The following is a 23,757-nucleotide window of genomic DNA, read 5'->3' on the forward strand; positions in this document are numbered from 1 at the left end:
GAGGCGCGGAGTGAGCATCACCCAGATCGACATCGACGACGAGGCCCTCGCAGCCGCGATGAAGCTGATGGGCACCACCACCAAGAAGGACACCGTCAACACCGCCCTCCGCGAGTACACCGCGCGCATGAAGCGGCTGGAGGCGGCGGAGCGGCTCGCCGCCAGAGGCGCCCGGGGCGAGTTCGACCAAGCTGCGGCCATGCACGCCGCCGCCAAGCAGGCCCGCCGGGAGGGCCTCGGTTGATCGGCTACCTGGTCGACGCCTCGGCCCTGTGGCACCTGTTCCGCACCCCGGGGGCGCTGCGCGCCTGGGAGGGGCACATCGCCGCCGGGGCGCTGCGCGTCTGCGAGCCCACCCGCGCCGAGTTCCTGTACTCCGCCACGAGTCCGGCGCACCGCGACGAACTGGCCGACGAACTGGACACCCTGTGCGGCACCGCCGCAGTGCCCAAGTCAGCCTGGCGGTGGGTGGATTCCGCCCAGTACCGGCTGACGCAACGGGGCCTGCACCGCTCGGCCGGGGCGATCGACCTGCTGGTCTGTGCCACCGCCGCCCACCACGACCTCACGGTGCTGCACGTCGACAACGACTTCACCACCGTCGCGTCCGTCGTGCCCGACCTCCGCGAGCGGGACGCCCGGGGCTGAACACCACCGCACGCGAAAGGCGGCGGGCAAGCGCTTCCACGCCCGCCCGCCGCCTCCGGCCGTACCGCTGTACCGCTGCTCAGGCGCGCGGGGCCACCTTGGTCAGGCCGTTGATGATCCGGTCCGCGGCGTCGCCGCCGCTCGGGTCGGTGAGGTTGGCGAGGAGCTTGAGGACGAACTTCATCAGGACGGGGTGGGTGAGGCCGCGTTCGGCGGCGATCCGCATCACCCGGTCGTTGCCGATCAGCTTCACGAAGGCGCGGCCGAGCGTGTAGTAGCCGCCGTAGGTGTCCTTGAGCAGCTGGGGGTAGCGGGCCAGGGCGCGTTCCCGGCCCTCGGGGGTGATCCGGGCCATGGCCTGGACGATGACGCCCGCCGCGAGTTGGCCGGATTCCATCGCATAGGCGATGCCCTCGCCGTTGAACGGGTTGACCAGGCCGCCCGCGTCGCCGACCAGCAGCAGGCCGCGGGTGTAGTGCGGCTGCCGGTTGAAGGCCATCGGCAGGGCCGCGCCGCGGATCGGCTCGGTCATGTTCTCCGGGGTGTAGCCCCACTCCTCGGGCATGCCGGCGCACCAGCTCTTGAGCACCTCGCGCCAGTTCAGGTCGCCGAAGGCGGGCGAGGAGTTGAGGATGCCCAGGCCGACGTTGGAGGTGCCGTCGCCCATGCCGAAGATCCAGCCGTAGCCGGGCAGCAGCTTCTTCTGGCCGCCGCGGGTGTCCCACAGCTCCAGCCAGGACTCCAGGTAGTCGTCGTCGTGCCGGGGCGAGGTGAAGTACGTCCGGTAGGCGACGCCCATCGGCCGGGACTCGAGCCGGTGCAGGCCCATGGCCAGCGACAGCCGGGTCGAGTTGCCGTCCGCGGCCACCACCAGCGGCGCGTGGAACTCGACCTCGCGCTTGTCCGGCCCGAGCTTGGCGGTGACGCCGGTGATCCGCCCGGTGCGGTCCTGGACCGGGCCGCTGACGTTGCAGCTCTCGTACAGCCGGGCGCCGGCCTTCTGCGCCTGCCGGGCCAGCAGTTCGTCGAAGTCGGCGCGCTTGCGCACCAGCCCGTAGTCGGGGAAGGAGGCCAGCTCCGGCCAGTCCAGCTCCAGCCGGACGCCGCCGCCGATGATCCGCAGGCCCTTGTTCTGGAGCCAGCCGTTCTCGGTGGACACGTCGATGCCCATGTCGACCAGCTGCTTGACGGCCCGCGGGGTCAGGCCGTCCCCGCACACCTTCTCGCGCGGGAACTCGGTCTTCTCCAGCAGCAGCACGTCCAGACCCGCCTGGGCCAGCCAGTAGGCGGTGCTGGAGCCGGCCGGACCGGCGCCGACCACGATGACGTCGGCGGTGGACTCGACGGCGGTCTCGGTCATACGGGGCTCTCTCCTGAGCGCGTCGGGGGCACGGAGTCGGGGCCGACGCCCCGTCAGCGCCTTTCCGGCGGACGGGGTGCCGAACCCTCGCAGTCTACGGGGCCTTGAAGCCGCGGTGGAGGGCGACGATGCCGCCGGTCAGGTTGCGCCACGCCACCTTCGTCCAGCCCGCCCGCTGGAGCTCGGCGGAGAGCGCGGGCTGGTCCGGCCAGGCCCGGATCGACTCCGCGAGGTACACGTACGCTTCCGGGTTGGAGGACACCCTGGTGGCCACCGGCGGCAGCGCCCGCATCAGGTACTCGGTGTAGACGGTGCGCAGCGGCGTCCAGGTCGGCGTGGAGAACTCGCAGATCACCAGCTTCCCGCCGGGCTTGGTCACCCGCAGCATCTCGCGCACCGCCGCCTCGTGGTCCTGCACGTTGCGCAGCGCGAAGGAGATCGTCACCGCGTCGAAGGACTCGTCGGCGAACGGCAGCCGGGTCGCGTCCCCGGCGGTCAGCGCGAGTTCGGGGTGGCGGCTCTTGCCCTCGCTCAGCATGCCGATCGAGAAGTCGCACGGCACCACGTCGGCGCCCGCCTCCAGGAACGGCAGCGAGGACGTGCCGGTGCCCGCACCGAGGTCCAGGATGCGCTGGCCCGCGACGGCGCCCACCGCATCGGCCACCGCCCGGCGCCAGAGCCGGGCCTGGCCCAGCGAGAGCACGTCGTTGGTGCGGTCGTACTTGGCCGCGACGTCGTCGAACATGGCGGCGACGTCCTGCGGCTGCTTGTCCAGATGGGCTCGGGTCACACGCCCATTGTTCACCTTGCCGCGGCGCGGACCGCCACCAGGGCTCACCGCAGGGCGCGGCGGCCCCCCTTGCGGCGGCGCCGGGAGCGCTTGCCCTGCGTCAGCGCGGGCATCCCCTCGGCGGCGAACGCCACCGTGAAGGCGGCCCTGGCCCGTTCCTCGCCCGCCTGGTGGCGGCGGAAGCGCCAGATCCGCCACAGGCACAGCGCGCACAGCAGCACCGCCGCCGGCACGCTGGTCTGGGCCAGCCCGACGCCCACCGGCTGCGGGTAGGTCTTCCCGCACACCCGCACCGCGGAGGCGTCGTCCGCCGCCCGCTCCAGGCAGATCGGTGCGCCGACCTTGGCGTCGGCCGGCAGCCACAGGTCCGCGGCGGTCAGCCGCCGCCCGTCCACCGGGTAGGCGACCTGGCTGTACGTCCCGCTGCCGCCCGGCAGTTGGGTGACCGTCCCCTCGACCCGCACCGGGTGCGCGTCGATCCGGTCCGCCTGGTCGGCCTGCCGCCAGCCCAGCAGGCACATCGCGAGCGCGACCACGGCGCTCAGCACGGCCCCGACGTACCAGCCCCGAGCCGGTCTGGTCCGAAGACGTTCGGGGGTCGCGGCGCGCATACGTCCTGTTCCTGGCTCGGGTGGAGGTCTGACCGGGATGGTAACCGCAAAGGCCCGTCCAGGTCACGGCCAGTCAGAAAAGCCCGGGTGCTTCGGAAACGAACCGGCCGGGCCCCGCCCGGGGTCCGGCCGCCGCCGCCGTCGCTGCCGCCTGCGTCACCGCCGCCGGTGGAGCAGCCGGCCGTCCAGGACGGTGGCCAGGCAGACCGCCCCGCCGCCGTCCAGCTCCTCGACCGTCCGGGCCGCGAACACGGCGAAGTCCGCCGCCCCGCCGACCGTCAGGGGCCGGTGCAGGGCGGCGGCCAACGGGCCGGCGGCGAGCGGGTCGAGCGGCCCCGGGGCGGTGGCGGTGCCGGGGGTGCCCGGGGCGGTGCGCAGGCCGGAGCGGCCGACCGCCGTGCGGACCGCGGCCCGGGCGAACGGTCCGGTCAGCGCCGTCACGCCGTGGCCGAGCAGCCGTTGCAGCCCGCGCCGGGCGCTGCCGCCCCACTGGCCGTCCGTCAGGCCGTCGGCGGGCGGCAGCGGCTGCTCGCCGATCCCCTCCCGGGGGTCGGGGTGGTAGACGCCCTCCAGCAGCCACGCCCCGTGCCGGTTGAGCAGCCCGGGCACCAGCACCCCGGGCCACTCCCGGACCCGGGCCGGGCTCCCGGCCGCCAGCTCCGCGAACGGGCCGATCGCGGCGACGGCCGCACCGTCGACCAGCACCGCACCGTCGACCAGCACCGCACCGGTGGCGGGCGATCCGGTGGGCGATCCGGCGGCGGGCGATCCGGCGGCGGACGCCCCGTCACCCGGGCACAGCAGCTCCGCCCGGTGCAGCGTCAGCATCGGACCGGGGGCGTCAGTTCGTCGCCAGGATGGTCAGTTCGGGGTGCGCGGTGCCGCCCTCGATCGCGGTGGAGGCGATGTGCGAGGCGACCCGCGGGTCGACCGGGTCGTTGGCCGGGTCGTCCAGGACCCGCAGGTGCTCGTAGGTGGTGGAGCGCTGGGCGGGCACCCGGCCGGCGGTGCGGATCAGGTGGATCAGCTCGTGCAGGTTGGAGCGGTGCTTGGCGCCGGCCGCGGAGACCACGTTCTCCTCCAGCATGACCGAGCCGAGGTCGTCCGCGCCGTAGTGCAGCGACAGCTGGCCGGCCTCCTTGCCGGTGGTGAGCCAGGAGCCCTGGATGTGGGCGACGTTGTCGAGGAAGAGCCGCGCGACGGCGATCATCCGCAGGTACTCGAAGACCGTGGCCTGGGTCGAGCCCTTCAGGTGGTTGTTCTGCGGCTGGTAGGTGTAGGGGATGAACGCCCGGAAGCCGCCGGTGCGGTCCTGCACGTCGCGGATCATCCTCAGGTGCTCGATCCGCTCGGCGTTGGTCTCGCCGGTGCCCATCAGCATGGTGGAGGTGGACTCGACGCCCAGGCGGTGCGCGGTCTCCATGATCTCCAGCCAGCGCTCGCCGGACTCCTTGAGCGGCGCGATCGCCTTGCGCGGCCGCTCGGGCAGCAGTTCGGCGCCGGCGCCCGCGAACGAGTCCAGGCCCGCGGCGTGGATCCGGGTGATCGCCTCCTCGACCGTGACGCCGGAGAGCTTCGCCATGTGCTCGACCTCGGAGGCGCCCAGCGAGTGGATCACCAGCTGCGGGAAGGCCGCCTTGATCGCGGCGAAGTTCCGCTCGTAGTACTCGACGCCGTAGTCGGGGTGGTGCCCGCCCTGGAACATGATCTGGGTGCCGCCGAGCTCGACCGTCTCCGCGCAGCGGCGCAGGATCTCGTCCAGGTCCCGCGACCAGCCCTTGTCGCTCTTCGGCGGCACGTAGAACGCGCAGAACTTGCACGCCGTCACGCAGACGTTGGTGTAGTTGATGTTCCGCTCGATGATGTACGTGGCGATGTGCTCGACGCCCGCGTACCGCCGCCGGCGCACCGCGTCGGCCGCCGTGCCGAGCGCGTGCAGCGGGGCCGAGCGGTACAGCTCCAGCGCCTCCTCGGCGGTGATCCGGCCGCCCTCGGCCGCTCGGTCCAGCACGGCCTGCAACTGGGTGGCGGAAAGGTTCTGCTCGGACACCTGGCGGGCCTGCTTTCTGCGTCTGAGGGGCGGACCCGCCCAGCCTACGCCAGCGCATTTCGCCGCCGCCGCAGCCCTCTTCCCGCGCCGCCGCGGGCCCGTCACTGCTTGGCCAGGTCGCCCTCCGGATCGGTGCCGAGCTGCGCCCCGCTGACCGCCAGGTGCAGCCCGCCGCCGTCGAGCAGGGTGTAGCGCTGCTTCTCGGGCACGCCGGTGCAGGCGCTGTCGTTGCCGTCCGGGCGCTCCTGGAGCAGCACCTCGCGGTCGGTGGCGGAGAGCAGGGTGAGCACGCCCCGGCAGACGGTGCTGTCGAACGCGGAGGCGTTGCCGGTGCGCCCGACGTCCTCGCCGACCCGACCCGCGGTGAAGGTCACGGTGAAGGTGGACGGCAGCGGGACGATCTTGGTGGTGATGGTGCCCTTGAAGGTGCCGAGGAACGCGCCGGGCAGCGCCGCGCCGCCGCCCGGGGCCGGCGACCCCGTCCCGCTCGCGCTCGCGTCCGCGCTCGTGCTCGTGCTCGTGCTCGTGCTCGCGGCGGTGCTCGGGCCCGCCGTGCCGCTGCCGCTCGGGCCCGTGCCGGCCCGGGGCGTCCCGCCGCCGCCCGTGCCGGGAGTGCCGCCGCCACCCGCCGTCCCGGTGGCGGCGTCCTGCCCCGGCGAGGGGCTGCCGCCGGGGTCGGCCGACGACCAGGGCAGGTGGCCGCCGGCGGCCAGCCCGCCGTAGGCCGCGGCGGCCAGCACCGCGACCGCCACCGGCACCGCCCACCGCGCCCGGCGCCGCGTACGTTCCTCCGCCGGGCCCCGGTCCCGCGTCCGGTCCCGCCCGGGTTCCGGGGCCGGTCCGGTCGGGCGCCGTCCGCCGTCGAGCACGGTGGGCATCCGGTCGACGGCCACCGCGCCGGTCGGGCCGCTGTCGCCCTCCAGGTCGAGGAGTTCGACCGCGGCCCGGCCGACCGCGGCGGCCAGCGGGCCGGGCAGCCAGCCCTCGGGGCCGTCCGCGGCGGCGGGGGCGAGCCGGGCCCGCAGCGCGGCGGGGGTGGGGCGCAGCGCCGGGTCCTTGGCCAGGCAGGCGGTCACGACCGCGCGCAACTCGCCGCCCAGGCCGCCGAGTTCCGGCTCCTCGTGGAGCACCCGGTAGAGCAGGACGGCGGCGCTGACGCCCTCGCCGAACGGGGCGGTGCCGGTGGCGGCGAAGGCCAGCAGGGCGCCGAGCGAGAAGACGTCGGCGGGCGGTCCGGTGATTGCGCCGGCGGCCTGTTCGGGCGACATGAAGCCGGGCGAGCCGACCACGTAGCCGCTGTGGGTGACGGCGGAGGCGGCGTCCAGCGCGCGGGTCACCCCGAAGTCGATCAGCCGGGGCCCGTCCAGGGTGAGCAGCACGTTGGACGGCTTGACGTCCCGGTGCACCAGGCCGAGGGCGTGCACCTGCTCCAGGGCCTCGGCGAGCCGGACGCCGAGCGCGTGCACCGAGGGGACGGGGAGCGGGCCGGCCGTGCGGACGGCCTCGCCGAGCGCGGGGCCGGCCACGTAGCCGGTGGCGAGCCAGGGGCGGGGGCCCTCGGTGTCGGCGTCCAGCACCGGGGCGGTCCAGCGCCCGCCGACCCGGCGGGCGGCGGAGACCTCCTGGCGGAACCTGGCCCGGAACTCGGGGTCGTCGGCCAGTTCGGGGCGCACCACCTTGACCGCGACGGTCCGCCCGCCCGCGGTCCGGCCCAGGTAGACCCGGCCCATGCCGCCGGCGCCGAGCCGGCGCAGCAGCCGGTAGTCGCCGATCGCCGTCGGGTCGTCCGCCGTCAGCAGTTCCATGCCCGTCCCCCTCACGCCGCCGGGGCGGCGCCCGGCCCGGCCGTCCGATCATCCCAGGACGGCCGCCGGCCGGGAACGCCGAACCGCCCGGCCGCGGCTCGGGCCGCGGACGCCGGACCGCCCGGGCGCGGCTCAGGCCACCGCGGGCGCGGCCTCCAGCAGCCGGATCGGCACGTCGGGGGCGAAGCCGCTGTCGGCGGCGACCCGGCGGGCGAACTCGGCGATGCCGGCCAGCTGGCGCTCGCCGAGCGAGAAGTCGAGCGCCTCGGAGAAGTAGGTCTCCAGCAGCGGGGCGTCGAACTCCTCCCAGCGGGCGGCCTGCTCGGCGACCTTGCCGGCCTCGGCCAGTGAGAGGTCGCGGGACTCCAGGAAGGCCCGGTGGACGGCGGCGGTCAGCGCGGGGTGCCGCTCGGCGTACTCGCGGCGGGCGGCCCAGACCGCGAAGACGAACGGCAGGCCGGTCCACTCCTTCCACATCGCGCCGAGGTCGTGCACGGCCAGCCCCTGCCGGGGGGCCTGCTCCAGCGAGGCGCGCAGCGCGGGGTCGCCGATCAGGACGGCGGCGTCGGCGTCGGCCAGCATCGCGTCCAGGTCGGGCGGGCAGGAGAAGTACTCGGGGCGCACCCCCTCGCGCTCCTCCAGCAGCAGCCGGGCCAGCCGCACCGAGGTGCGGCTGGTGGAGCCGAGCGCGACCCGGCGGCCGTCCAGCTCGGCCAGCGGGACCTTGCTGACGATCACGCAGGACATCACCGGGCCGTCGCTGCCCACCGCGATGTCCGGCAGCACCACCAGCCGGTCGGCGTTGCGCAGGTACTCCACGCAGGTGATCGGGCCGATGTCGAGGGCGCCGGCCACCAGCCGGTCGCTCAGCTTCTCCGGGGTGTCCTTGCTCAGGTCGAGATCGAGCAGGTTGCCCGTGCGCGCGAGACCCCAGTAGAGGGGAAGACAGTTGAGGAACTGGATATGCCCGACCCGCGGCCTGACCGCGGTCTCCGGCCGTTCGGCATCCCTACTGCTCACCGTGTGCTCCCTTGCGGTTGGTGCCCTCCCGGCAGGGTATGCCCGCTGATTGGGACGGTTCGCACCCGGTGTCCGACACACCGTCCGACACCGCTGTTCACCCCTGGTCGGGGCAGCCACCGCGTGCTACCGTTCCCCTCAGTTGCAGTTTGATTCCCCTTGCAGTACTTGGAGCCTGCGGAGCATGTAACCGCAGGCTTTTTGTAATTTTTCAGCAGTATCAGGCATCAATTGAGTTTGATTGAAGCACTGTGCGAAAAACTCCGGACTCGTCCGGAGGCAGGGCGATCAGCGCAGCGGACCCGGGCGCCACAAGGTGTGGTGTCCACAACGTCCCTCGCAAGGAGAACGGTATGGCGACCGGAACCGTCAAGTGGTTCAACGCCGAGAAGGGCTTCGGCTTCATCGCCCAGGAGGGCGGCGGCCCCGACGTCTTCGTCCACTACTCCGCCATCAACGCGAGCGGTTTCCGCTCGCTGGAGGAGAACCAGGCGGTCAACTTCGACGTCACCCAGGGCCCCAAGGGCCCGCAGGCGGAGAACGTCACCCCCGTCTGAGACGGGATCTCCCAATTGATCGCTCACGGCCCCTCGGGTCCGTACGAGTAGTAGTTCCCAAGGAGGCCCGCTGCCGGCGGGCCTCCTGCCTTTTCCCCCTTCCCCCGCATTTCCCCATTCCGCCCGAATTTCTCCCCCGTGCCCGTTTCGGCCCCCCGCCCGGACCCGGCCCCGCCCGTTTCGGCCCCCCGCCCGGACCCGGCCCCGCCCGTTTCGGCCCCCGCCCGGAGCGGACCCGCCCGGAGCCGCCGACCGCCGCCGGGGGATCATCGGTGCATGCACCGCCTCCGATCCGCCCGCCGCGCCCTCGACCGCTCACTCGGCCGGATCGGCATCGACACCTACCTCCTGCTGCTGCTCGGCACCGTCCTGCTGGCCACCCTGCTGCCCGCCCGCGGCGCCGCCGCCACCGCCGTCACCCACGGGGTCTCGCTCGCCGTCGCCCTGCTGTTCTTCCTGTACGGCGCCCGGCTCTCCCCGCAGGAGGCCCTGGCCGGAGCCCGGCACTGGCGGCTGCACCTGCTGATCCTCGGCTGCACCTTCGTGCTGTTCCCGCTGCTCGGCGAGGCCACCCGGCTGCTGCCGGACGCGGTGCTGCCGCCGCAGCTGTTCACCGGCGTGCTCTTCCTCACCCTGCTGCCGTCCACCGTGCAGTCCTCGATCGCGTTCACCTCGGTCGCCGGCGGCAACGTCGCGGCCGCGATCTGCGCCGCCACCTTCTCCAGCCTGCTCGGCATCGTGCTCACCCCGCTGCTGGCCACCTGGCTGCTCACCGGCGGCTCCGGCGTCACCGTGGACGGCGGCCAGGTGCTCGACATCGTCCTGCAACTGCTCGTCCCGTTCGCCCTCGGCCAACTGCTGCGCCGCCGGGTCGGCCCGTGGATCGCCCGGCACCGGCTGGTCACCACGGTGGTGGACCGCGGCTCGATCCTGCTGATCGTCTACAGCGCCTTCAGCGAGGGCGTCCGCGAGGGCATCTGGAGCCGGGTCACCGCCGGACAGCTGCTCTGGCTGGCCGCGATCTCCCTGGCCCTCCTCCTCACCGTCCTCGCCTTCACCCGCCTGGCCTCCCGCCGCCTCGGCTTCTCCCGCCCGGACGGCATCACCATCCAGTTCTGCGGCTCCAAGAAGTCCCTGGCCAACGGCCTCCCTCTGGCCACCATCCTGTTCCCGGCCTCCGCGGTCGGGCTGACCGTGCTCCCGCTGATGCTCTTCCACCAGCTCCAGCTCATGGTCTGCACCGTGCTCGCCCAACGCTGGTCCCGCCAGACCTGACGCCGCCCGGCCCGCCGTGCGACGCCGCCACGGGCCGGGCCGGGCCGACAACGAGAGCCGAGCCGACGGCACGAGCCAGGCCGACGACGGCATCGGACGCCGCCACCGGCACCAGCCCGCCGTCCCTGCCCTGCCCGCCCTGCGACGCTGCCGCGCGCCGGGCCGGCAGCGGAATCGGCACCCCTTCGCCGTCCCCGCCCGGCCAGCCGCACGACGCCGCCACGAGCCGGACCGGCAGCGGCATCGGACGCCGCCACCGGCACCCGCTCGCCGTCCCCGCCGAGCCCCAGGACCCGCCCGGCCCGCCGGGCTCCCCCATCCCGCCGACCGCCGCCTCCCACCCGCCTCCTCGCCTACTCCGTCCCCACCCGCCGCACGACGACGCCGCCGTCACCCCAGCGGTGTGCGGTGCAGGCCGATCAGCAGCCGCCACACCCGCCCCGCGACGGTGGCCGGGGGTTCGGCGACCAGGCCGTGCAGCCAGTCCGCCAGCACGCCGGTGAAGGTGCCCGCCACCGCGGCGGCGACCAGTGGGGCGTCCGGTGCGCCGGCCAACTCCCGTTCCGTCCGGCTGCGTTCCCGCAGTTCGTGGTGGAGCACCGGGCCGAGCGGGCCGCCGCCGCCCGGGGCCAGCAGTTCCCGGTAGAGGCCGCGGTGGGTGTCCGCCCGGTCGAAGAACTCCACCAGCGCGGACGGCGGGGCCGCCGGGTCCGCGACGCCCCGCCAGGCGTGCAGCGCGTCCACCGCGTCCCGGACCACTCCCGCGCAGGCGTCCACGGCCAGCGCCGACAGGTCGGGGTAGTGCAGGTAGAACGTCGCCCGGCCGACCCCCGCCCGGCGGGCCACCGCCGCCACCGCCAGCTCCGCCAGCGGGCGGTCCGCGCACTCCGCCAGCAGCGCGGCCCGCAGCTTCGCCCTGGTCCGTTCCGCCCGCGGGTCGCCCTGCGCGCTCACCCCGCCACCAGCACCGCGGCCAGCGCCACCGCGCCCGGCAGGGCCTGGGCCAGCAGGATCCGCCGGTTGGCCGTCAGGCCGCCGTACCCGCCCGCCACCACCACGCAGACCAGGAAGAAGACCCGCACCCGGAAGCCGGTCGGGTCGTCCGCCAGCAGGCCCCAGACCAGGCCGGCCGCCAGGAACCCGTTGTACAGGCCCTGGTTGGCCGCCAACGGGGCCGTCCGCCGGGCCAGTTCCGGGTCGAACCCGGACAGCGACCGCCCCGGCGCCCGCTCCCACAGGAACATCTCCAGCACCAGGATGTACCCGTGCAACAGGGCCACCGCCCCCACCAGCACCGCCGCCGCGACCTCCATGGCCACTCCCCTCTCCTGGACAGGTGTCCAGGATATCCGGACACTCGTCCAGGAACCAGCCGTCCCCACCGCACTCCCACTACGCTGCCCGGGTGACCTCCTCCCTCCCGGACCAGCCGCAGACCCGGGTCGCCGCCGCCGACCGCGAGGCCGCCGTCGACCGCCTCCAACTCGCCTACGCCGAGGAGCGGATCACCCAGGAGGAGCTCGACCAGCGGATCCACGCGGCCCTCACCGCCACCGTCCGCGCCGACCTCGACGCCGTCCTGCACGACCTGCCCGCCGAGGCTCCCGGCACCGCCGTCACGCTGAGCGCCATGAACGGCCGCCTCGTCCGCCGCGGCCCCTGGCGGGTGCCCCGCACCCTGACCGTGACCTCCGCCTTCGCCAAGGTCCACCTCGACCTGAGCGCCGCGGTGATCGAGCACCCGGTCGTCGACATCAGGCTCGGCCTCGGCTTCGGCCGCGCCACCATCACCGTCCCGCACGACGCCACCGTCGACCTCGACGGCCTCCAGCACGCCTGGAAGACCGTCCGCTACCGCCCCCCGCGCACCCCCGCCGCCACCCCCGGCCCCACCGTGCGCATCACCGGCACCCCGGGCTTCGGCCGCCTCAAGATCCGCCACGCCCGCCGCTGACGGCGTGGGCACTCAGGAGCCGGACGTGTCCACCCGCAGCCCGAACGGCTCCGGCAGTTCGACCGGCTCCCCGAACGGCAGCGGCCCCACCGCCCGGGTGTACCCGAGCGCGCCCGGCTCCGAGAACAGCGTGCACGCCCGGTCCCGACGGTCGATCAGCAGGTGGAGCGGCGCCCCGTACTCGGCGTACCGGCGCCGCTTCACCACCCGGTCGGTGTCGCCGTGCGAGTCCGACGTCACCTCGACCACGAGCAGCGTCCGATCGGGCAGCAGCGCGCCGCCGCCCTTGGCCAGCGCGCGCGGAACGACCGCGACATCGGGGATGTACCAGTTGCTGGACCCTGGCAGGTCGAGGTCGCCCGCGTGGTGCTGGATCGCGTACTTCAAGGCCCGTTCCGGATCGGCGACGTCGTGCGACCGCTCGCTGGGCGGAGCGCTCATCGCCCCTCCTTCGTCGCCCCCGCGCTACCGACCGCCCCGACCCGCCCAAAGCGGTCTCACTCCAATGGGCGAAGGCCCGCACCCCGAGGGGGTGCGGGCCTTCCGTGTGCGCGGGGCGTTCGCGGGTCAGGCGGCGACGGGCTCGTCGACGGTCCGGGCCGGGACGGTGGCCGGGCGGTCGGCGGCGAGCAGGTCGCCGGTGGGGGTGTTGTAGGCGGCGAGGTCGAGCGTCTTCTCGCGGGCGGAGACCAGGATCGGGACGACGACCTGACCGGCCACGTTGGTGGCGGTGCGCATCATGTCGAGGATCGGGTCGATCGCCAGCAGCAGGCCGACGCCCTCCAGCGGGAGGCCCAGGGTGGAGAGGGTCAGGGTGAGCATCACGATCGCGCCGGTGAGGCCGGCGGTGGCCGCGGAGCCGATCACCGAGACGAAGGCGATCAGCAGGTAGTCCTTGATGCCGAGGTCGATGCCGTACACCTGGGCGACGAAGATCGCGGCGAGCGACGGGTAGATCGCGGCGCAGCCGTCCATCTTGGTGGTGGCGCCGAACGGCACCGCGAAGGAGGCGTACTCGGACGGGACGCCGAGGCGCTCGGTGACCCGGCGGGTGACCGGCAGGGTGCCGACCGAGGAGCGGGAGACGAAGGCCAGCTGGATCGCGGGCCAGGCGCCCTTGAAGAAGTTCAGCGGGTTGAGGCCGCCGACGAAGCGCAGCAGCAGCGAGTAGACGCCGAACAGGACGATCGCGCAGCCGACGTAGACGTCGATGGTGAGGGTGGAGAAGGGCTTGAGCAGGTCCCAGCCGTAGACGGCGACGGACTTGCCGATCAGGCCGAGGGTGCCGAGCGGAGCGAGCCGGATGACCCACCACAGGGCGGTCTGGACGAGTTCGAGGACGGACTCGGAGATCTTGCGGACCGGCTCGGCCTTGTCGCCGAGCTTGAGGACGGCCGCGCCGACGACCACGCCGAGGAAGACGATCTGGAGGACGTTCACCTTCAGGAAGGCGTCGGCGATGTTGGTCGGGATGATGCCGGTCAGGAAGTCGATCCAGGTGCCGCCCTTCTCCACGCCCTTGAGGCCCTGGGTGGAGAGGTTCGCGCCCTTGCCGGGGTCGGTGAGCAGGCCGAGGCCGAGGCCGACGGCGACCGCGATCAGCGAGGTGGCGAGGAACCAGAACAGGGTGCGGGCGGCGAGGCGGGCCGCGTTGGTGACGTTCCGCAGGTTGGCGACCGAGACGATGATCGCGGTGAAGACCAGCGGCGGGACGGCCAGCTTGAGCAGCTGGACGAAGGTCTTGCCGATGGTGTCCAGGGTGGTGGTCAGCCAGCTGACGTCGCCGGCGCGGGCGATCCAGCCGAGCAGCAGGCCGAGGACGAGGCCGCTGACGATCTGGACCCAGAAGGGGGTGCGGCGGAGGCGTCCCAGCAGGGTGGGCTCGGGCGCGGGCGCGGTGGACATGGGTCTGCGACTCCGGGGGGAAGTGGGGCGGGGTGGGGGGCGGAGGCGGCGGCACGGCGGACGCGGGGGCCGGGCGGGGAGACCCGGTGGCCGACAGCTGAGCTGTCGGGCGCGTCAGGAGCGGCGTGCCGCCCGCATACAGCCGCCGCAGCGACAGCGGCGCGGGCCGTCCACGGCACCGGGCAGACGCGGGCAGCGCGGCACGAGCGGGGTGCTCGTCCCGGCCTGGTGCGCGGCGTCTGCGGTGGTCATGACCGGCACATTAGCAACAAACCTTTGAGATGTTCAAAGTACTTGTTTGAGGTCGTTCTCGAACCACCCTTACCTGACAGGCCGTCAGCCCGGCCGGCAGCTTTGACGCTCTTCCGGTTATACGTATAACTTGAGGCGACGCCCCGCCGCCGGAAGGACACCCATGGGCTACGCCGCTCTGCTCCGCGCCCCGCACGTCACCCGGCTGCTGCTCGGCACCCTGCTCGGCCGGCTCCCCGCCGGCATGACCGCCCTGGTCATCGCGCTCGCCCTGCGCGAGGCCGGCACCCCGTACAGCCGGATCGGCCTGGCCACCGCCGCGTACGCGATCGCCGCCGCCGTCGGCGGGCCCGTCCTCGGTCGGATCGTCGACCTCACCGGGCAGCCCCGCGTCCTGCTCGTCTCCGCCGTCCTGGCCGGCACCGGCTACGCGCTGCTCGCCCTCGCCCCCGGCTCCGCCCTCGCCGCCCCGCTCGGCGCGGCGGTCGCCGGGCTCTGCATGCCCCCGCTCGAACCCTGCCTGCGCTCGCTCTGGCCGGACGTCGTCGCCCCCGAACAGCTCGACACCGCCTACGCCTTCGACTCCGCCTCCCAGCAGGTGCTGTACGTCGCCGGGCCGCTCGCCGTGGCCGGGATCGCCGGCGCCCTCTCCCCCACCGCCGCGCTCTGGACCGCCGCCGTGCTCGGCCTGCTCGGCGCCCTGGTGGTGGCCGGCTCCGCCCCCGCCCGGGCCTGGCAGGCCCCGCCGCGCGAAGCCTCCGCCGGGCTGCTCGGGCCGCTGCGCTCCCCCGGCCTGGTCCTGCTGCTGCTCGGCCTGGCCGGCGCCGGCTGGGCGGTCGGCGCGCAGAACGTGCTGTTCATCGCGTACGCCGAACAGCACCCCGGCGGCCTGCCCGGCGGCGCGGGCACCCTGCTCGCGCTGGCCGCCCTGGCCGGGCTGCTCGGCGCGCTGGCCTACGGCGGCGCCCGCTGGAAGGCCGACACCGCGACCCGCACCTGGGTGCTCGCCCTCGGCATGGCCGCCTGCTACCTGCCGCTGCTGCTCCTGCCCGGCCCGTGGCCGATGGCCGCGCTGGCCTTCGTCTCCGGCCTGGGCCTGGCCCCGCTGCTGGCCGCCGCCTTCGTGCTGGTCGCCGAACTCGCCCCCACCGGCACCGTCACCGAGGCGTTCGCCTGGCTGGTCACCCTGTTCGCCACCGGCAACGCGGCCGGCTACGCGGTCTCCGGCGCCCTGGTCGACACCTCCCTGCACGCCGTCGCCCTGTGCTCCGCGGGCGGCATCACCCTCGGCGGCCTGCTGCTGCTCGCCGCCCGCACCCGGCTGCGCCCCGCCGCTCCGGCCCCCGTCCCCGCCCTGACCTGACCCGGGCCGACCCCGCCCCCGACCCGCCCCCAGCCGCTCCGCCCGCCCCGGCCGGGCCGCCGCAAACCGCTCGCCCGCGCCGCCCCGGCCCTGCTTGGATGCGCCCCATGACGAGTTTCGACCTGCCCGCCGGCCACAGCCTCTCCACCGACCCCGCCCGCCTCGACCGGGAGGCCGTGCACCGCTGGCTCTCCGAGGACGCCTACTGGGCGCTCGGCCGCCCCCGCGAGAAGCAGGAGCGGGCCATCGAGAACTCGCTCAACTTCGGCCTCTACGAGGACGCTTCGGGCACCCAGGTCGGCTACGCCCGGGTGGTCACCGACCACGCCACCTTCGCCTGGCTGTGCGACGTGTACATCGACCCGCGGGCCCGCGGCAGGGGCCTGGGCACCGCGCTGGCCGCCGCCGTCCGCGACGAGCTCGCCGACCGCGGCCTGCGCCGCCTGATGCTCGCCACCCGGGACGCGCACGAGGTGTACGCCAAGGTCGGCTTCGCGCCGGTGTCGGTGCCGGAGAAGTGGATGATCCTCGGCGAGCAGTAGCCGCCCGGCCCGGCCGTCCTCCCGCCCCCTCGCTCAGGCCGCCGGGCCGCTCGCTCAGGCCGCCGCGGTGGAGCCGCGCACCACCAGCGTGGTCGCCAACGGCTGCACGGGCGGCGGCAGTTCGCCGTCCAGCAGGGCCGTCAGGGCGGCCAGCCCGGCCCGGCCCAGTTGCTCGCCCGGCAGGTCGACCGTGGTCAGCGGCGGGCTGAGCAGCTCCGCCACCGGGATGTTGTCCATGCCGACCACCGACAGGTCGTCCGGGACGCGCAGCCCCAGCTCCGCCGCCGCCCGGTACAGCCCGGACGCCACCACGTCGTCGTCGCAGACCACCGCGCGCGGCCGCCCCGGCCCGTCCAGCAGCTCCCGGGCCGCCCGGGCCGCCTCCCGGCTGCCCTCGTTCAGGCTCACCGCCAGCTCCCGCACCTCCAGGTGCGCCGAGGCCGCCGCGAACGCCGCCTGCCGGACCCGGAAGGTGTACGCCGAGTGCACCGAGCGCAGGTAGCCGATCCGCCGGTGGCCCAGCCCCGCCAGGTGGTCGACCGCCGCCCGCATGCCCGCCGCCAGGTCCAGCTCCAGCGTCGGCCGGCCCGGGTGGGCGGCCGGGTCGGCGTCCAGGAAGACCGCCGCGGTGTCCGCGGGCAGCGGGCCCAGCTGCCCGTCGTCCGGCGAGCACACCAGCAGCCCGTCGAACCGCCCGGCCGCGGCCGCCTCGGCCAGCGTCGCCGCGTCCCAGCCGCTGGAGACCACCACCGCCAGGCCGTGCCGGGCCGCCTCCTCGTGCACGCCGGTCAGCACCCGGCCGAAGAACGGCCCCAGCAGGTTCGGCACCGCCAGCAGCACCATCCCGCTGCGCCCCAGCCGCAGTTGGCGGCCGGCGGCCTGCGGGCGGTAGCCCAGCTCCCGGGCCGCGGCGTGGATGCGCGCGCTGGTCGCCGCCGAGACCCGCTGCCCGGCGCTGCCGGAGAACACCAGCGAGACGGTCGCCTGCGAGACCCCCGCCAGCCGGGCCACGTCCCGGCCGGTCGGGCGCCGCCGCGAGCCCTCGCCGCCCGGGCCGCCCGCCAACGCGGTCAGCCGGCCTGCGCCTGCCCGGACGCGGCCGCCCGGGCCGCGTCGTCCGCCGCGTCCTCCGCGGAGTCCCGCACCGCCGCCCGGGACTTGCGCGCCTCGATCCGCTCCGCGATCTGCGCGGACATCTCGTCGCGCTGCTTGCTCAGCACCACGTAGCTGATCGCCGAGGAGGCGACCGCGGCCAGCACGAACAGCAGCAGCACGCCCATCGCCCCGACCACCGGGATCACCTTGAAGTGGCCCAGGATCAGCGCGACCAGCAGGCAGGCCAGGAAGATGCTCGCCCGCAGGGAGGTGTAGCGGAGCGTGGCGTGGTTCTTGCTGCTCACCGGGTTCGTCCTTCGCTGCCGGGTCGCGCCGCCGAGCGCGCGGGAGTCATGGCCCTCCCAGTGAAGCACGACCTCACACCGCTCAGGTGCGCAGGTCGAGCCACATCGTCACGTCGTCCCGGTCGTCGCCGGGGGCGACCCGGATCGCCCCCGGCACCCGGCCCACCTCGACGTACCCGCCGCGCCCGTAGAACTCCTCCAGCCCGTGCCCGCCGCGCAGGGTCAGCCGCAGCCCGGCCAGGCCCCACGCCCGGGCCACCCGCTCCGCCTCCGCCAGCAGCTGCGCGCCGTAGCCGCGCCCCTGGAACTCCGGGTGCACCATGACCCGCTTCAGCATCCGCCAGTGGTCCATCAGGTCGAAGCGCATGTCCGCGAAGAACAGCACCGCCGCGACCCGGCCGCCCGGCTCGTACCCGACCAGCAGCCGGTCCGCGTCCAGCGCCCCGAACTGCCGCTCCGCGACCGGGCGGACCTGCGCGGCCTCGACCGGGGGCACGAAGCCCACCGCGCCGCCGGCGTTGGAGACCTCCGTCCACAGCGCGGTGATCTCCTCCCGCAGCGCGGGCGTCGGTTCGGGGTCCAGCACGAATCGCAGGCTCATGCGGCCAGCCTAGGCACCCGCGGCGGCGGCCCGGCCGGGGCCCCGCAGCGCGAGGCAGCAGCCGACCGCCACCGCGCACAGGCCGCCCGCCGCGTACCAGGTGACGTCGTAGTCGCCGAAGCTGTCCCGGGCCAGTCCGGCCAGGCCCGCGACGACCGCGGCGCCGACCTGGTGGGCGGCCAGCACCCAGCCGAAGACGATCGGGGCGTCCGCGCCGAAGTGGCGGCGGCAGAGGGCGACGGTGGGCGGGACGGTGGCGACCCAGTCGAGGCCGTAGAAGACCACGAAGGCCAGGATCGGCGGGCGCAGGCTCTGCCCGAACAGGGCGGGCAGGAAGGCCAGCGAGAGCCCGCGCAGCGCGTAGTAGGTGATCAGCAGCCGGGTGGAGTCGAAGCGGTCGGTGAACCAGCCGCTGGCGACCGTCCCGGCGATGTCGAAGACGCCGATCAGGGCGAGCAGCGAGGCGCCGGTGGTGACGGGCATGCCGTGGTCGTGGGCGGCCGGGATGAAGTGGGTGCCGACCAGGCCGACGGTGGTGGCGCCGCAGATCGCGAACGACCCGGCGAGCAGCCAGAACGCCCGGGCGCGGGCGGCCAGCCGCAGCACCCGCAGCGAGCGGGCGACCGCCGAGCCGTCGACGGCCGGGGGCGGCGGGGCGGTCGTCGCGCCGTAGGGCAACTGGCCGACGTCCGAGGGCCGTTCGCGCATCAGCAGCAGCACGGGGACGGCCACCGCGGTGGCGCACAGCGAGACCACCACGACCGCGGTGCGCCAGCCCTGGTGCTCGACGAGCGCGGCGAGCAGCGGCATGAAGACCAGGTTCCCGGCCGCGCCGGCGGCGGTGAGGACGCCGGTGACCAGGCCCTGCCGGGCCTCGAACCAGCGTCCGGAGATGGTGGTGGCGAAGGCCCCGGCCATCGAGCCGCTGCCGAGCCCGACCAGCACGCCCCAGCACAGGACCAGCTGCCAGGGGTGGGTCATCAGCATGGTGAGTCCGGCGCCGGTGGCGATGGTGAGCAGCGCGCAGACCACCACCAGGCGGACGCCGAAGCGGTCCATCAGGGCGGCGGCGAACGGCGCGGTGAGGCCGTAGAGGGCGAGGTTGACGGAGACCGCGCTGGAGATGGTGGCGCGGGACCAGCCGAACTCGTCGTGCAGGGCGTCCATCATCAGGCTGGGCGTGGAGCGGAACCCGGCCGAGCCGATCAGCACGACCAGCGAGACGGCGACCACGATCCAGCCGTAGTGGACGCGGGGGGTGCGGCGGGACGGTTCGGGGCCCGCGGCGGGGGCGGGGCCCGCGTCCGGTTCGGGGCCCGCGGCGGGGGCGGGGCCTGCGTCCGGTTCGGGGGCCGGGTCGGTGCTGAGTTCCAGTTCCTTCACCCGTCCGAGTCTCCCGGTCCGGCCCCGCCGCGACGACGGGTCCGGCTGCCACGAATGCCCGAATTCCTGACAGCCGGGGGCGGTTCAGTGCCCGCCGGCCACCGCCCCGCCGTCGGGGACCCGGCGCAGGTTGCGGATCGGCGGGCTGAGCAGCAGCGTCGAGGCGACGGCCAGGGTGACGACGCCGCCGATCAGGTACACCCGGGTCGCGCCGAGGGCGTTGACGGCCGGGCCGGCCAGCGCGGAGCCGAGCGGGAACATGCAGACGGAGCCCGCCACCTCGTACGCGTGGATCCGGTTGAGCACCTCTCCGGGGACCTGGGTCTGCACGCTGGTGGCCCACATGACGCCCCAGAAGCTGATGCCGATGCCGGAGACCAGCTGGGCGGTGCCGAGCAGCGGCCAGGGCAGGCCGGCCGCGAACGCGAACTGCTGGGCGGCGAAGGCGAACAGGGCGACCGCGCCGGCCGCGAGCGGGCGGACCGGCTTGACCCGGATCGCCAGCAGGCCGCCGATCACGGTGCCCGCGCCGAACATGCCGTTGATCAGGCCGTAGACGGTGCCGCCCTCGCGCTCGATGATCTGGCCGGCCACCACCGGGCCGAGCGGGCCCCAGGAGAGCACGGTGAAGACCATCCAGATCAGGATGACGCCCCACATCCAGCTGCGGGACCAGAACTCGTGCCAGCCGCCCACCAGGTTGCGCCACAGGCTGTCGCCGGGCGGCGGGGCCGGGACGGGGCCCAGCCGCAGGGCGAGCAGGCAGGAGGCGCTGACCGCGTACATCACGGCGGCGATCACCATCACCCAGCCGGTGGAGGCGGCGGCCAGCAGGCCGGCCAGCGGCGGGCCGACCAGGGTGGTGAGCGCCTCGGAGATCCGCAGCACGCCGTTGGCGCCCTGCACGTCGGTGGAGACCAGCGGGACGGTGGAGGCGGCGCCGGGCTGGAACATCGCGGCGGCGGTGCCGGCCAGCGCGAGCAGCAGGTAGAGCTGCCAGAGCTGGTCGAAGCCGCGGAAGAAGAGCACCGCGAGCAGGATCCGGGTGGTGAGGTTGAGCAGGTCGGCGAAGATCATCAGCCGCCGGGCGGTGAACCGGTCGGCGAGCACCCCGCCGAACAGCACCAGTCCGGCGAACGGGCCGAGCAGGAAGGCCATCGCGAAGCCGACCGTGGAGGTCGAGTGGTGGGCGGCGATCAGGCCGGCCGAGACGGCGACCGGGAGCATCGCGTCGCTGAGCAGTCCGGCCGAGCGGGCGGTGAAGTAGAGGCGGAAGTTGCCCGACCAGATGGCGGGCGGTCTCGCTGCGCTGACCTGCGGGGTGGGAGCGGTGTGCAGTTCGGGTGCGGTCACATCCCACAGTTTTGGTGTAGACCACTGCCGGTTTCCAGCGATTTCCGGTCACGATGCGGCGTCTGCGCGCCGCGTGACCGTACGACGGCCCGCCGTGCGCACCCCGAGCACGGCACGGCGGTCCGCCGTCCGGTCGGCGTCCGGGCCCTGAAGCCGTGACGCCCGGGCGGCCCGATCTCGCCGAGGTTCCGGACGGGGACGGCCAACGACCCCCTGAGTGTCGGCACCGCCCGGTCTCCCTCGGCGTCCCCTCGCAACGGGCGCCGCACCCAAGAGTGATCAGTCGGATACGTCACGTCAATGGGTTGTCCGAAATTCAGACGGGATCGTCCGGGGCGCGGGCCGCGCGCGACCGGCGCGCGGGGGCCGTCCCGGCGGGCGCCCGGCGCACTGCGGCACCGCGCGCCACGGCACCGCGCACCGTCTGACCGCCCTGCCCGATCGCCCCGCCCCGCCGCCCGGTTCAGCGCGCCGAGGCCACCGGGGCGGCCGGCTGGACGGCCAGCGGGCAGCCCGCCGCGTCCGGGCCGCCGATCTCGCACCACACCCGCTTCCCGGAGCCGTCCGGGTACCAGCCCCAGCGCTCGCAGAGCAGTTCGACCAGCTCCAGGCCGCGCCCGTTGGTGGCCTCCTGGTCGGGCCCGGCGTGCCGCGGCGCGGGGGCGGTGCGGCTGGCGTCGGCGACCTCCACCCGGACGGTGGCCGGCCCGGCGGCCGGGCCGGCCGGCAGCAGCAGCCTGAGCACCGCCGGGCGGCCGGTGTGCACCACCGCGTTGGTGACCAGCTCGGAGACCACCAGCACCAGGGTCTCGGCCACCGGGGAGTCCTGGTCGATCCCGCCCGCCCGCAGCCGGTCGCGGACCCACCGCCGGGCCCGCGACACCTCCGCCGGGTCCGCCTGGACCGCCAGCTGTACCTGGAGTACCTGCACCGTTCCACCACCCGCACTAGGTATTCGGCCCGCTTGATCCCGCCGCTCCGGTCGGCCGCTCGGAGCGGAGGTCACCGACCAGGACTGCCCATGGCATCGACACGAATACGCCCCAGAATGATTCCGCGACCGGGTCGCAGCAAGAGCTTCGGGCATATTCCAGCGTTCGGGGGACGGCTCGGTGCATACTGTCCCGCTCACCCTGCCGGGCTTCGCACGACCGGACGGCGGCACCGCCCGCACGGGCATGCCCGACCGTACCGCCGACGGCGCTCCGACACGGGGGGCGCCACGTGCGAACCACCCTTCCTACAAATGTCCAACGGCACTCGAACGCCGCCGGACGCGCGGGAGCTGACCGCGGCGGACGGGAGCGGGCCGGGGCGGACGGGAGCGGACGGGAGCGAGCAGGAGCGGACGGGGAGCCGATCGGGCGTCAGGCGCGGTCCGCGGTCAGGCGAACACCACCGTGCGGGTGCCGTTCAGCAGCACCCGGCGCTCGCTGTGCCACTTCACGGCGCGGGCCAGCGCCTGGCACTCGACGTCCCGGCCGAGCGCCACCAGCTGCTCGGGGGTGACGTCGTGGGTGACCCGGGCGACCTCCTGCTCGATGATCGGGCCCTCGTCCAGGTCGGCGGTGACGTAGTGCGCGGTCGCGCCGATCAGCTTCACGCCCCGGGCGTGCGCCTGGTGGTAGGGCTTGGCGCCCTTGAAGCTCGGCAGGAAGGAGTGGTGGATGTTGATGACCCGTCCGGACAGCGCCTTGCACAGGTCGTCCGAGAGCACCTGCATGTAGCGGGCCAGCACCACCAGGTCGACCCGCTCCTCGTCGACCAGGTCGAGCAGCCGCTGCTCGGCCGCCGCCTTGGTGTCCCCGGTCACCGGGATGTGGTGGAAGGGGATGCCGTAGGACTCGGTCAGCTCGCGGAAGTCGGTGTGGTTGGAGACCACGCCGGCGATCTCCACCGGCAGCGCGCCGATCCGGGTGCGGAACAGCAGGTCGTTCAGGCAGTGCCCGAACTTGGAGACCATCAGCAGCACCCGCATCCGCTCGGCGGAGGCGTGGATCTGCCACTCCATCCGGAACGAGGCGCCGATCGCCGCGAAGCTCGCCCGGAGCTTCTCCGCGGTCACCGGCTGCTCGGCGGAGAAGTGCACCCGCATGAAGAACAGGCCGGTGCCCGCGTCGCCGAACTGCTGGCTGTCGATGATGTTGCAACCCGTCATGAACAGGTAGCTGGAGACCGCGTGCACGATGCCCTGCTTGTCGGGACAGGACAGCGTCAGGACGTACTGGGAGCGGGCGGTCTCTTCCATCGTGCGGGGCCCCGTTTCTCGGCTCGGGTGGGTGACGGCGACGGCCCAGCCTGGCACAGATCGACCCGGCACGTGGACGCCGACCGGCATCCGGGACCGCCCGGTCAGCCCGCCGTCAGCGCGCCGGGCGGTCAGCCGCGCGCGGTCAGCCGCCGGAGCTCCGCCAGCGAGCGGGGCGGCAGGTCCGGGTCCTCGCCGTCGCCGGCAGCCAGCCGGTGGTGCGCCTCGCGGGCCGCCCGCACCGCCTCCGGCCAGTCCGGGTGGCCCAGGTAGGCCGCGGCCGGGGCGTCCGCGCCGACCTGGTGCACGATCCGCAGCACCCGCAGCACCGCGCCGTCCACCGCGACCGCCTCGGCGGAGTCCCGGAAGATCGAGCCGACGTACTTCTCCGCCGACCAGCGGTCCAGCCAGGTGTCCTCGACCAGCCGGTACACGGCGTCGGTGACGTCGCCGTACCCGCCGGAGCCGTCCAGCCAGGCCGCCCGCTGGAAGACCGGGTCGGAGAACATGTGCAGCGCCGAGCGGATCCGGGCCCGCCAGCGCCACCAGGGCAGATCACTCAGAGGCATGCCGCCCATCGTGCTGGAGCGGCCGCCCGTTCGAGAAGTGTTTCGGGCAGACCGGTGCGGAGAATCGATGC

The 23,757-nt window shown here is 74.5% G+C and carries 26 protein-coding genes; 7 read left to right on the forward strand and 19 right to left on the reverse strand.

What is annotated here, in order from left to right; genetic code table 11:
- Positions 1-10: 10 nt before the first annotated feature.
- Both ACIP60_RS11550 and ACIP60_RS11555 read left to right on the forward strand, forming a co-directional pair.
- Positions 11-244 carry a type II toxin-antitoxin system VapB family antitoxin gene (locus ACIP60_RS11550; protein WP_400682412.1) on the forward strand — a complete coding sequence of 78 codons (234 nt, stop codon included), beginning with the start codon at positions 11-13 and terminating at the stop codon, positions 242-244.
- Positions 241-648, forward strand: coding sequence for a PIN domain-containing protein (locus ACIP60_RS11555; protein ID WP_400682413.1), 408 nt, complete (start codon positions 241-243; stop codon positions 646-648). Before ACIP60_RS11550 ends, ACIP60_RS11555 begins: the two co-directional genes overlap by 4 nt.
- 79 nt (positions 649-727) lie before the next feature.
- Here ACIP60_RS11555 and ACIP60_RS11560 read toward each other — a convergent pair whose 3' ends face one another.
- The 7 genes from ACIP60_RS11560 to ACIP60_RS11590 form a co-directional block, all read right to left on the reverse strand.
- Complete coding sequence (locus ACIP60_RS11560; protein WP_400682414.1) at positions 728-2,008, reverse strand: geranylgeranyl reductase family protein; 1,281 nt, start codon at positions 2,006-2,008, stop codon at positions 728-730.
- 94 nt (positions 2,009-2,102) lie between these two features.
- Positions 2,103-2,798, reverse strand: coding sequence for a demethylmenaquinone methyltransferase (locus ACIP60_RS11565; protein WP_400682416.1), 696 nt, complete (start codon positions 2,796-2,798; stop codon positions 2,103-2,105).
- A 44-nt stretch (positions 2,799-2,842) separates the two neighbouring features.
- Positions 2,843-3,409, reverse strand: a complete 567-nt coding sequence (locus tag ACIP60_RS11570; protein WP_146616505.1) for a hypothetical protein — start codon at positions 3,407-3,409, stop codon at positions 2,843-2,845.
- Positions 3,410-3,565: 156 nt separating this feature from the next.
- The gene (locus ACIP60_RS11575; protein WP_400682417.1) at positions 3,566-4,237 is read right to left on the reverse strand and encodes a hypothetical protein; all 672 of its coding nucleotides are present in this window, start codon (positions 4,235-4,237) and stop codon (positions 3,566-3,568) included.
- 13 nt (positions 4,238-4,250) lie between these two features.
- Complete coding sequence (mqnC, locus tag ACIP60_RS11580; RefSeq protein WP_100836740.1) at positions 4,251-5,459, reverse strand: cyclic dehypoxanthinyl futalosine synthase; 1,209 nt, start codon at positions 5,457-5,459, stop codon at positions 4,251-4,253.
- A gap of 101 nt (positions 5,460-5,560) precedes the next feature.
- The gene (locus ACIP60_RS11585) at positions 5,561-7,264 is read right to left on the reverse strand and encodes a serine/threonine-protein kinase (RefSeq protein WP_400682419.1); all 1,704 of its coding nucleotides are present in this window, start codon (positions 7,262-7,264) and stop codon (positions 5,561-5,563) included.
- A gap of 132 nt (positions 7,265-7,396) precedes the next feature.
- Positions 7,397-8,284, reverse strand: a complete 888-nt coding sequence (locus ACIP60_RS11590) for a menaquinone biosynthetic enzyme MqnA/MqnD family protein (RefSeq protein WP_100836742.1) — start codon at positions 8,282-8,284, stop codon at positions 7,397-7,399.
- Between the two features lie 353 nt (positions 8,285-8,637).
- Between ACIP60_RS11590 and ACIP60_RS11595 the strand changes: the two genes are divergently transcribed.
- Positions 8,638-8,841 carry a cold-shock protein gene (locus tag ACIP60_RS11595; protein WP_100836743.1) on the forward strand — a complete coding sequence of 68 codons (204 nt, stop codon included), beginning with the start codon at positions 8,638-8,640 and terminating at the stop codon, positions 8,839-8,841.
- Positions 8,842-9,117: 276 nt separating this feature from the next.
- Entirely contained in the window at positions 9,118-10,116 is a 999-nt protein-coding gene (locus tag ACIP60_RS11600; RefSeq protein ID WP_400682421.1) for a bile acid:sodium symporter family protein, read from the forward strand.
- A gap of 390 nt (positions 10,117-10,506) precedes the next feature.
- Here the strand turns inward: ACIP60_RS11600 and ACIP60_RS11605 are convergent, their stop codons facing one another.
- On the reverse strand, positions 10,507-11,070 hold the full coding sequence (locus tag ACIP60_RS11605; RefSeq protein ID WP_282202278.1) for a TetR family transcriptional regulator: 564 nt from the start codon (positions 11,068-11,070) through the stop codon (positions 10,507-10,509).
- Positions 11,067-11,429, reverse strand: coding sequence for a DUF1304 domain-containing protein (locus ACIP60_RS11610; RefSeq protein ID WP_100836746.1), 363 nt, complete (start codon positions 11,427-11,429; stop codon positions 11,067-11,069). The genes ACIP60_RS11605 and ACIP60_RS11610 overlap by 4 nt, the downstream gene beginning before the upstream one ends.
- Positions 11,430-11,521: 92 nt before the next feature.
- On the opposite strand from ACIP60_RS11610, the gene ACIP60_RS11615 reads away from it, so the two are divergent.
- Positions 11,522-12,070, forward strand: coding sequence for a DUF1707 domain-containing protein (locus ACIP60_RS11615; RefSeq protein WP_400682423.1), 549 nt, complete (start codon positions 11,522-11,524; stop codon positions 12,068-12,070).
- A 12-nt stretch (positions 12,071-12,082) separates the two neighbouring features.
- On the opposite strand, the gene ACIP60_RS11620 is transcribed toward ACIP60_RS11615, so the two are convergent.
- Together ACIP60_RS11620 and ACIP60_RS11625 are read right to left on the reverse strand one after the other, a co-directional pair.
- Positions 12,083-12,511, reverse strand: a complete 429-nt coding sequence (locus tag ACIP60_RS11620; RefSeq protein ID WP_400682425.1) for a Uma2 family endonuclease — start codon at positions 12,509-12,511, stop codon at positions 12,083-12,085.
- Between the two features lie 126 nt (positions 12,512-12,637).
- Positions 12,638-13,975: a dicarboxylate/amino acid:cation symporter gene (locus tag ACIP60_RS11625; RefSeq protein WP_400682427.1), complete on the reverse strand. Its 1,338-nt coding sequence runs from the start codon at positions 13,973-13,975 to the stop codon at positions 12,638-12,640.
- A gap of 415 nt (positions 13,976-14,390) precedes the next feature.
- Between ACIP60_RS11625 and ACIP60_RS11630 the strand changes: the two genes are divergently transcribed.
- Together ACIP60_RS11630 and ACIP60_RS11635 are read left to right on the forward strand one after the other, a co-directional pair.
- Entirely contained in the window at positions 14,391-15,590 is a 1,200-nt protein-coding gene (locus ACIP60_RS11630) for an MFS transporter (protein ID WP_400682428.1), read from the forward strand.
- Positions 15,591-15,697: 107 nt separating this feature from the next.
- Positions 15,698-16,132, forward strand: coding sequence for a GNAT family N-acetyltransferase (locus ACIP60_RS11635; protein WP_400682430.1), 435 nt, complete (start codon positions 15,698-15,700; stop codon positions 16,130-16,132).
- 54 nt (positions 16,133-16,186) lie between these two features.
- On the opposite strand, the gene ACIP60_RS11640 is transcribed toward ACIP60_RS11635, so the two are convergent.
- From ACIP60_RS11640 to ACIP60_RS11675, 8 genes are all read right to left on the reverse strand, one after another.
- Positions 16,187-17,197 (reverse strand): LacI family DNA-binding transcriptional regulator, encoded by a 1,011-nt coding sequence (locus ACIP60_RS11640; RefSeq protein ID WP_400682432.1) that lies wholly within the window; start codon positions 17,195-17,197, stop codon positions 16,187-16,189.
- Between the two features lie 5 nt (positions 17,198-17,202).
- Positions 17,203-17,532 carry a DUF4229 domain-containing protein gene (locus ACIP60_RS11645; protein WP_400682433.1) on the reverse strand — a complete coding sequence of 110 codons (330 nt, stop codon included), beginning with the start codon at positions 17,530-17,532 and terminating at the stop codon, positions 17,203-17,205.
- 82 nt (positions 17,533-17,614) lie between these two features.
- Positions 17,615-18,133, reverse strand: coding sequence for a GNAT family N-acetyltransferase (locus ACIP60_RS11650; RefSeq protein ID WP_400682435.1), 519 nt, complete (start codon positions 18,131-18,133; stop codon positions 17,615-17,617).
- Between the two features lie 9 nt (positions 18,134-18,142).
- A complete protein-coding gene (locus tag ACIP60_RS11655; protein ID WP_400682701.1) occupies positions 18,143-19,507 on the reverse strand; it encodes an MFS transporter in 1,365 nt (454 codons plus the stop codon).
- Positions 19,508-19,600: 93 nt separating this feature from the next.
- Positions 19,601-20,869, reverse strand: a complete 1,269-nt coding sequence (locus ACIP60_RS11660) for an MFS transporter (protein ID WP_400682436.1) — start codon at positions 20,867-20,869, stop codon at positions 19,601-19,603.
- Positions 20,870-21,332: 463 nt separating this feature from the next.
- Positions 21,333-21,800 (reverse strand): ATP-binding protein, encoded by a 468-nt coding sequence (locus tag ACIP60_RS11665; protein WP_400682437.1) that lies wholly within the window; start codon positions 21,798-21,800, stop codon positions 21,333-21,335.
- A 453-nt stretch (positions 21,801-22,253) separates the two neighbouring features.
- Positions 22,254-23,117 (reverse strand): formyltetrahydrofolate deformylase, encoded by an 864-nt coding sequence (purU, locus tag ACIP60_RS11670; protein ID WP_400682438.1) that lies wholly within the window; start codon positions 23,115-23,117, stop codon positions 22,254-22,256.
- A 131-nt stretch (positions 23,118-23,248) separates the two neighbouring features.
- Positions 23,249-23,686 (reverse strand): hypothetical protein, encoded by a 438-nt coding sequence (locus ACIP60_RS11675; RefSeq protein ID WP_400682440.1) that lies wholly within the window; start codon positions 23,684-23,686, stop codon positions 23,249-23,251.
- Between the last annotated feature and the right edge of the window lie 71 nt (positions 23,687-23,757).

It is taken from the genome of Kitasatospora sp. NPDC088783 (assembly GCF_044750705.1).
Taxonomy (GTDB): domain Bacteria; phylum Actinomycetota; class Actinomycetes; order Streptomycetales; family Streptomycetaceae; genus Kitasatospora; species Kitasatospora fiedleri.

What these genes read in the sequence shown, in the direction of transcription:
- ACIP60_RS11630 (WP_400682428.1), top strand. Translation starts at nt 14,391, where the DNA reads ATGGGCTACGCCGCTCTGCTCCGCGCCCCGCACGTCACCCGGCTGCTG.
- ACIP60_RS11610 (WP_100836746.1), bottom strand. Translation starts at nt 11,429, where the DNA reads ATGGAGGTCGCGGCGGCGGTGCTGGTGGGGGCGGTGGCCCTGTTGCAC.
- ACIP60_RS11635 (WP_400682430.1), top strand. Translation starts at nt 15,698, where the DNA reads ATGACGAGTTTCGACCTGCCCGCCGGCCACAGCCTCTCCACCGACCCC.
- ACIP60_RS11570 (WP_146616505.1), bottom strand. Translation starts at nt 3,409, where the DNA reads ATGCGCGCCGCGACCCCCGAACGTCTTCGGACCAGACCGGCTCGGGGC.
- ACIP60_RS11600 (WP_400682421.1), top strand. Translation starts at nt 9,118, where the DNA reads ATGCACCGCCTCCGATCCGCCCGCCGCGCCCTCGACCGCTCACTCGGC.
- ACIP60_RS11575 (WP_400682417.1), bottom strand. Translation starts at nt 4,237, where the DNA reads ATGCTGACGCTGCACCGGGCGGAGCTGCTGTGCCCGGGTGACGGGGCG.
- ACIP60_RS11650 (WP_400682435.1), bottom strand. Translation starts at nt 18,133, where the DNA reads ATGAGCCTGCGATTCGTGCTGGACCCCGAACCGACGCCCGCGCTGCGG.
- purU (WP_400682438.1), bottom strand. Translation starts at nt 23,117, where the DNA reads ATGGAAGAGACCGCCCGCTCCCAGTACGTCCTGACGCTGTCCTGTCCC.
- ACIP60_RS11585 (WP_400682419.1), bottom strand. Translation starts at nt 7,264, where the DNA reads ATGGAACTGCTGACGGCGGACGACCCGACGGCGATCGGCGACTACCGG.
- ACIP60_RS11675 (WP_400682440.1), bottom strand. Translation starts at nt 23,686, where the DNA reads ATGCCTCTGAGTGATCTGCCCTGGTGGCGCTGGCGGGCCCGGATCCGC.
- ACIP60_RS11560 (WP_400682414.1), bottom strand. Translation starts at nt 2,008, where the DNA reads ATGACCGAGACCGCCGTCGAGTCCACCGCCGACGTCATCGTGGTCGGC.
- ACIP60_RS11595 (WP_100836743.1), top strand. Translation starts at nt 8,638, where the DNA reads ATGGCGACCGGAACCGTCAAGTGGTTCAACGCCGAGAAGGGCTTCGGC.
- ACIP60_RS11625 (WP_400682427.1), bottom strand. Translation starts at nt 13,975, where the DNA reads ATGTCCACCGCGCCCGCGCCCGAGCCCACCCTGCTGGGACGCCTCCGC.
- ACIP60_RS11620 (WP_400682425.1), bottom strand. Translation starts at nt 12,511, where the DNA reads ATGAGCGCTCCGCCCAGCGAGCGGTCGCACGACGTCGCCGATCCGGAA.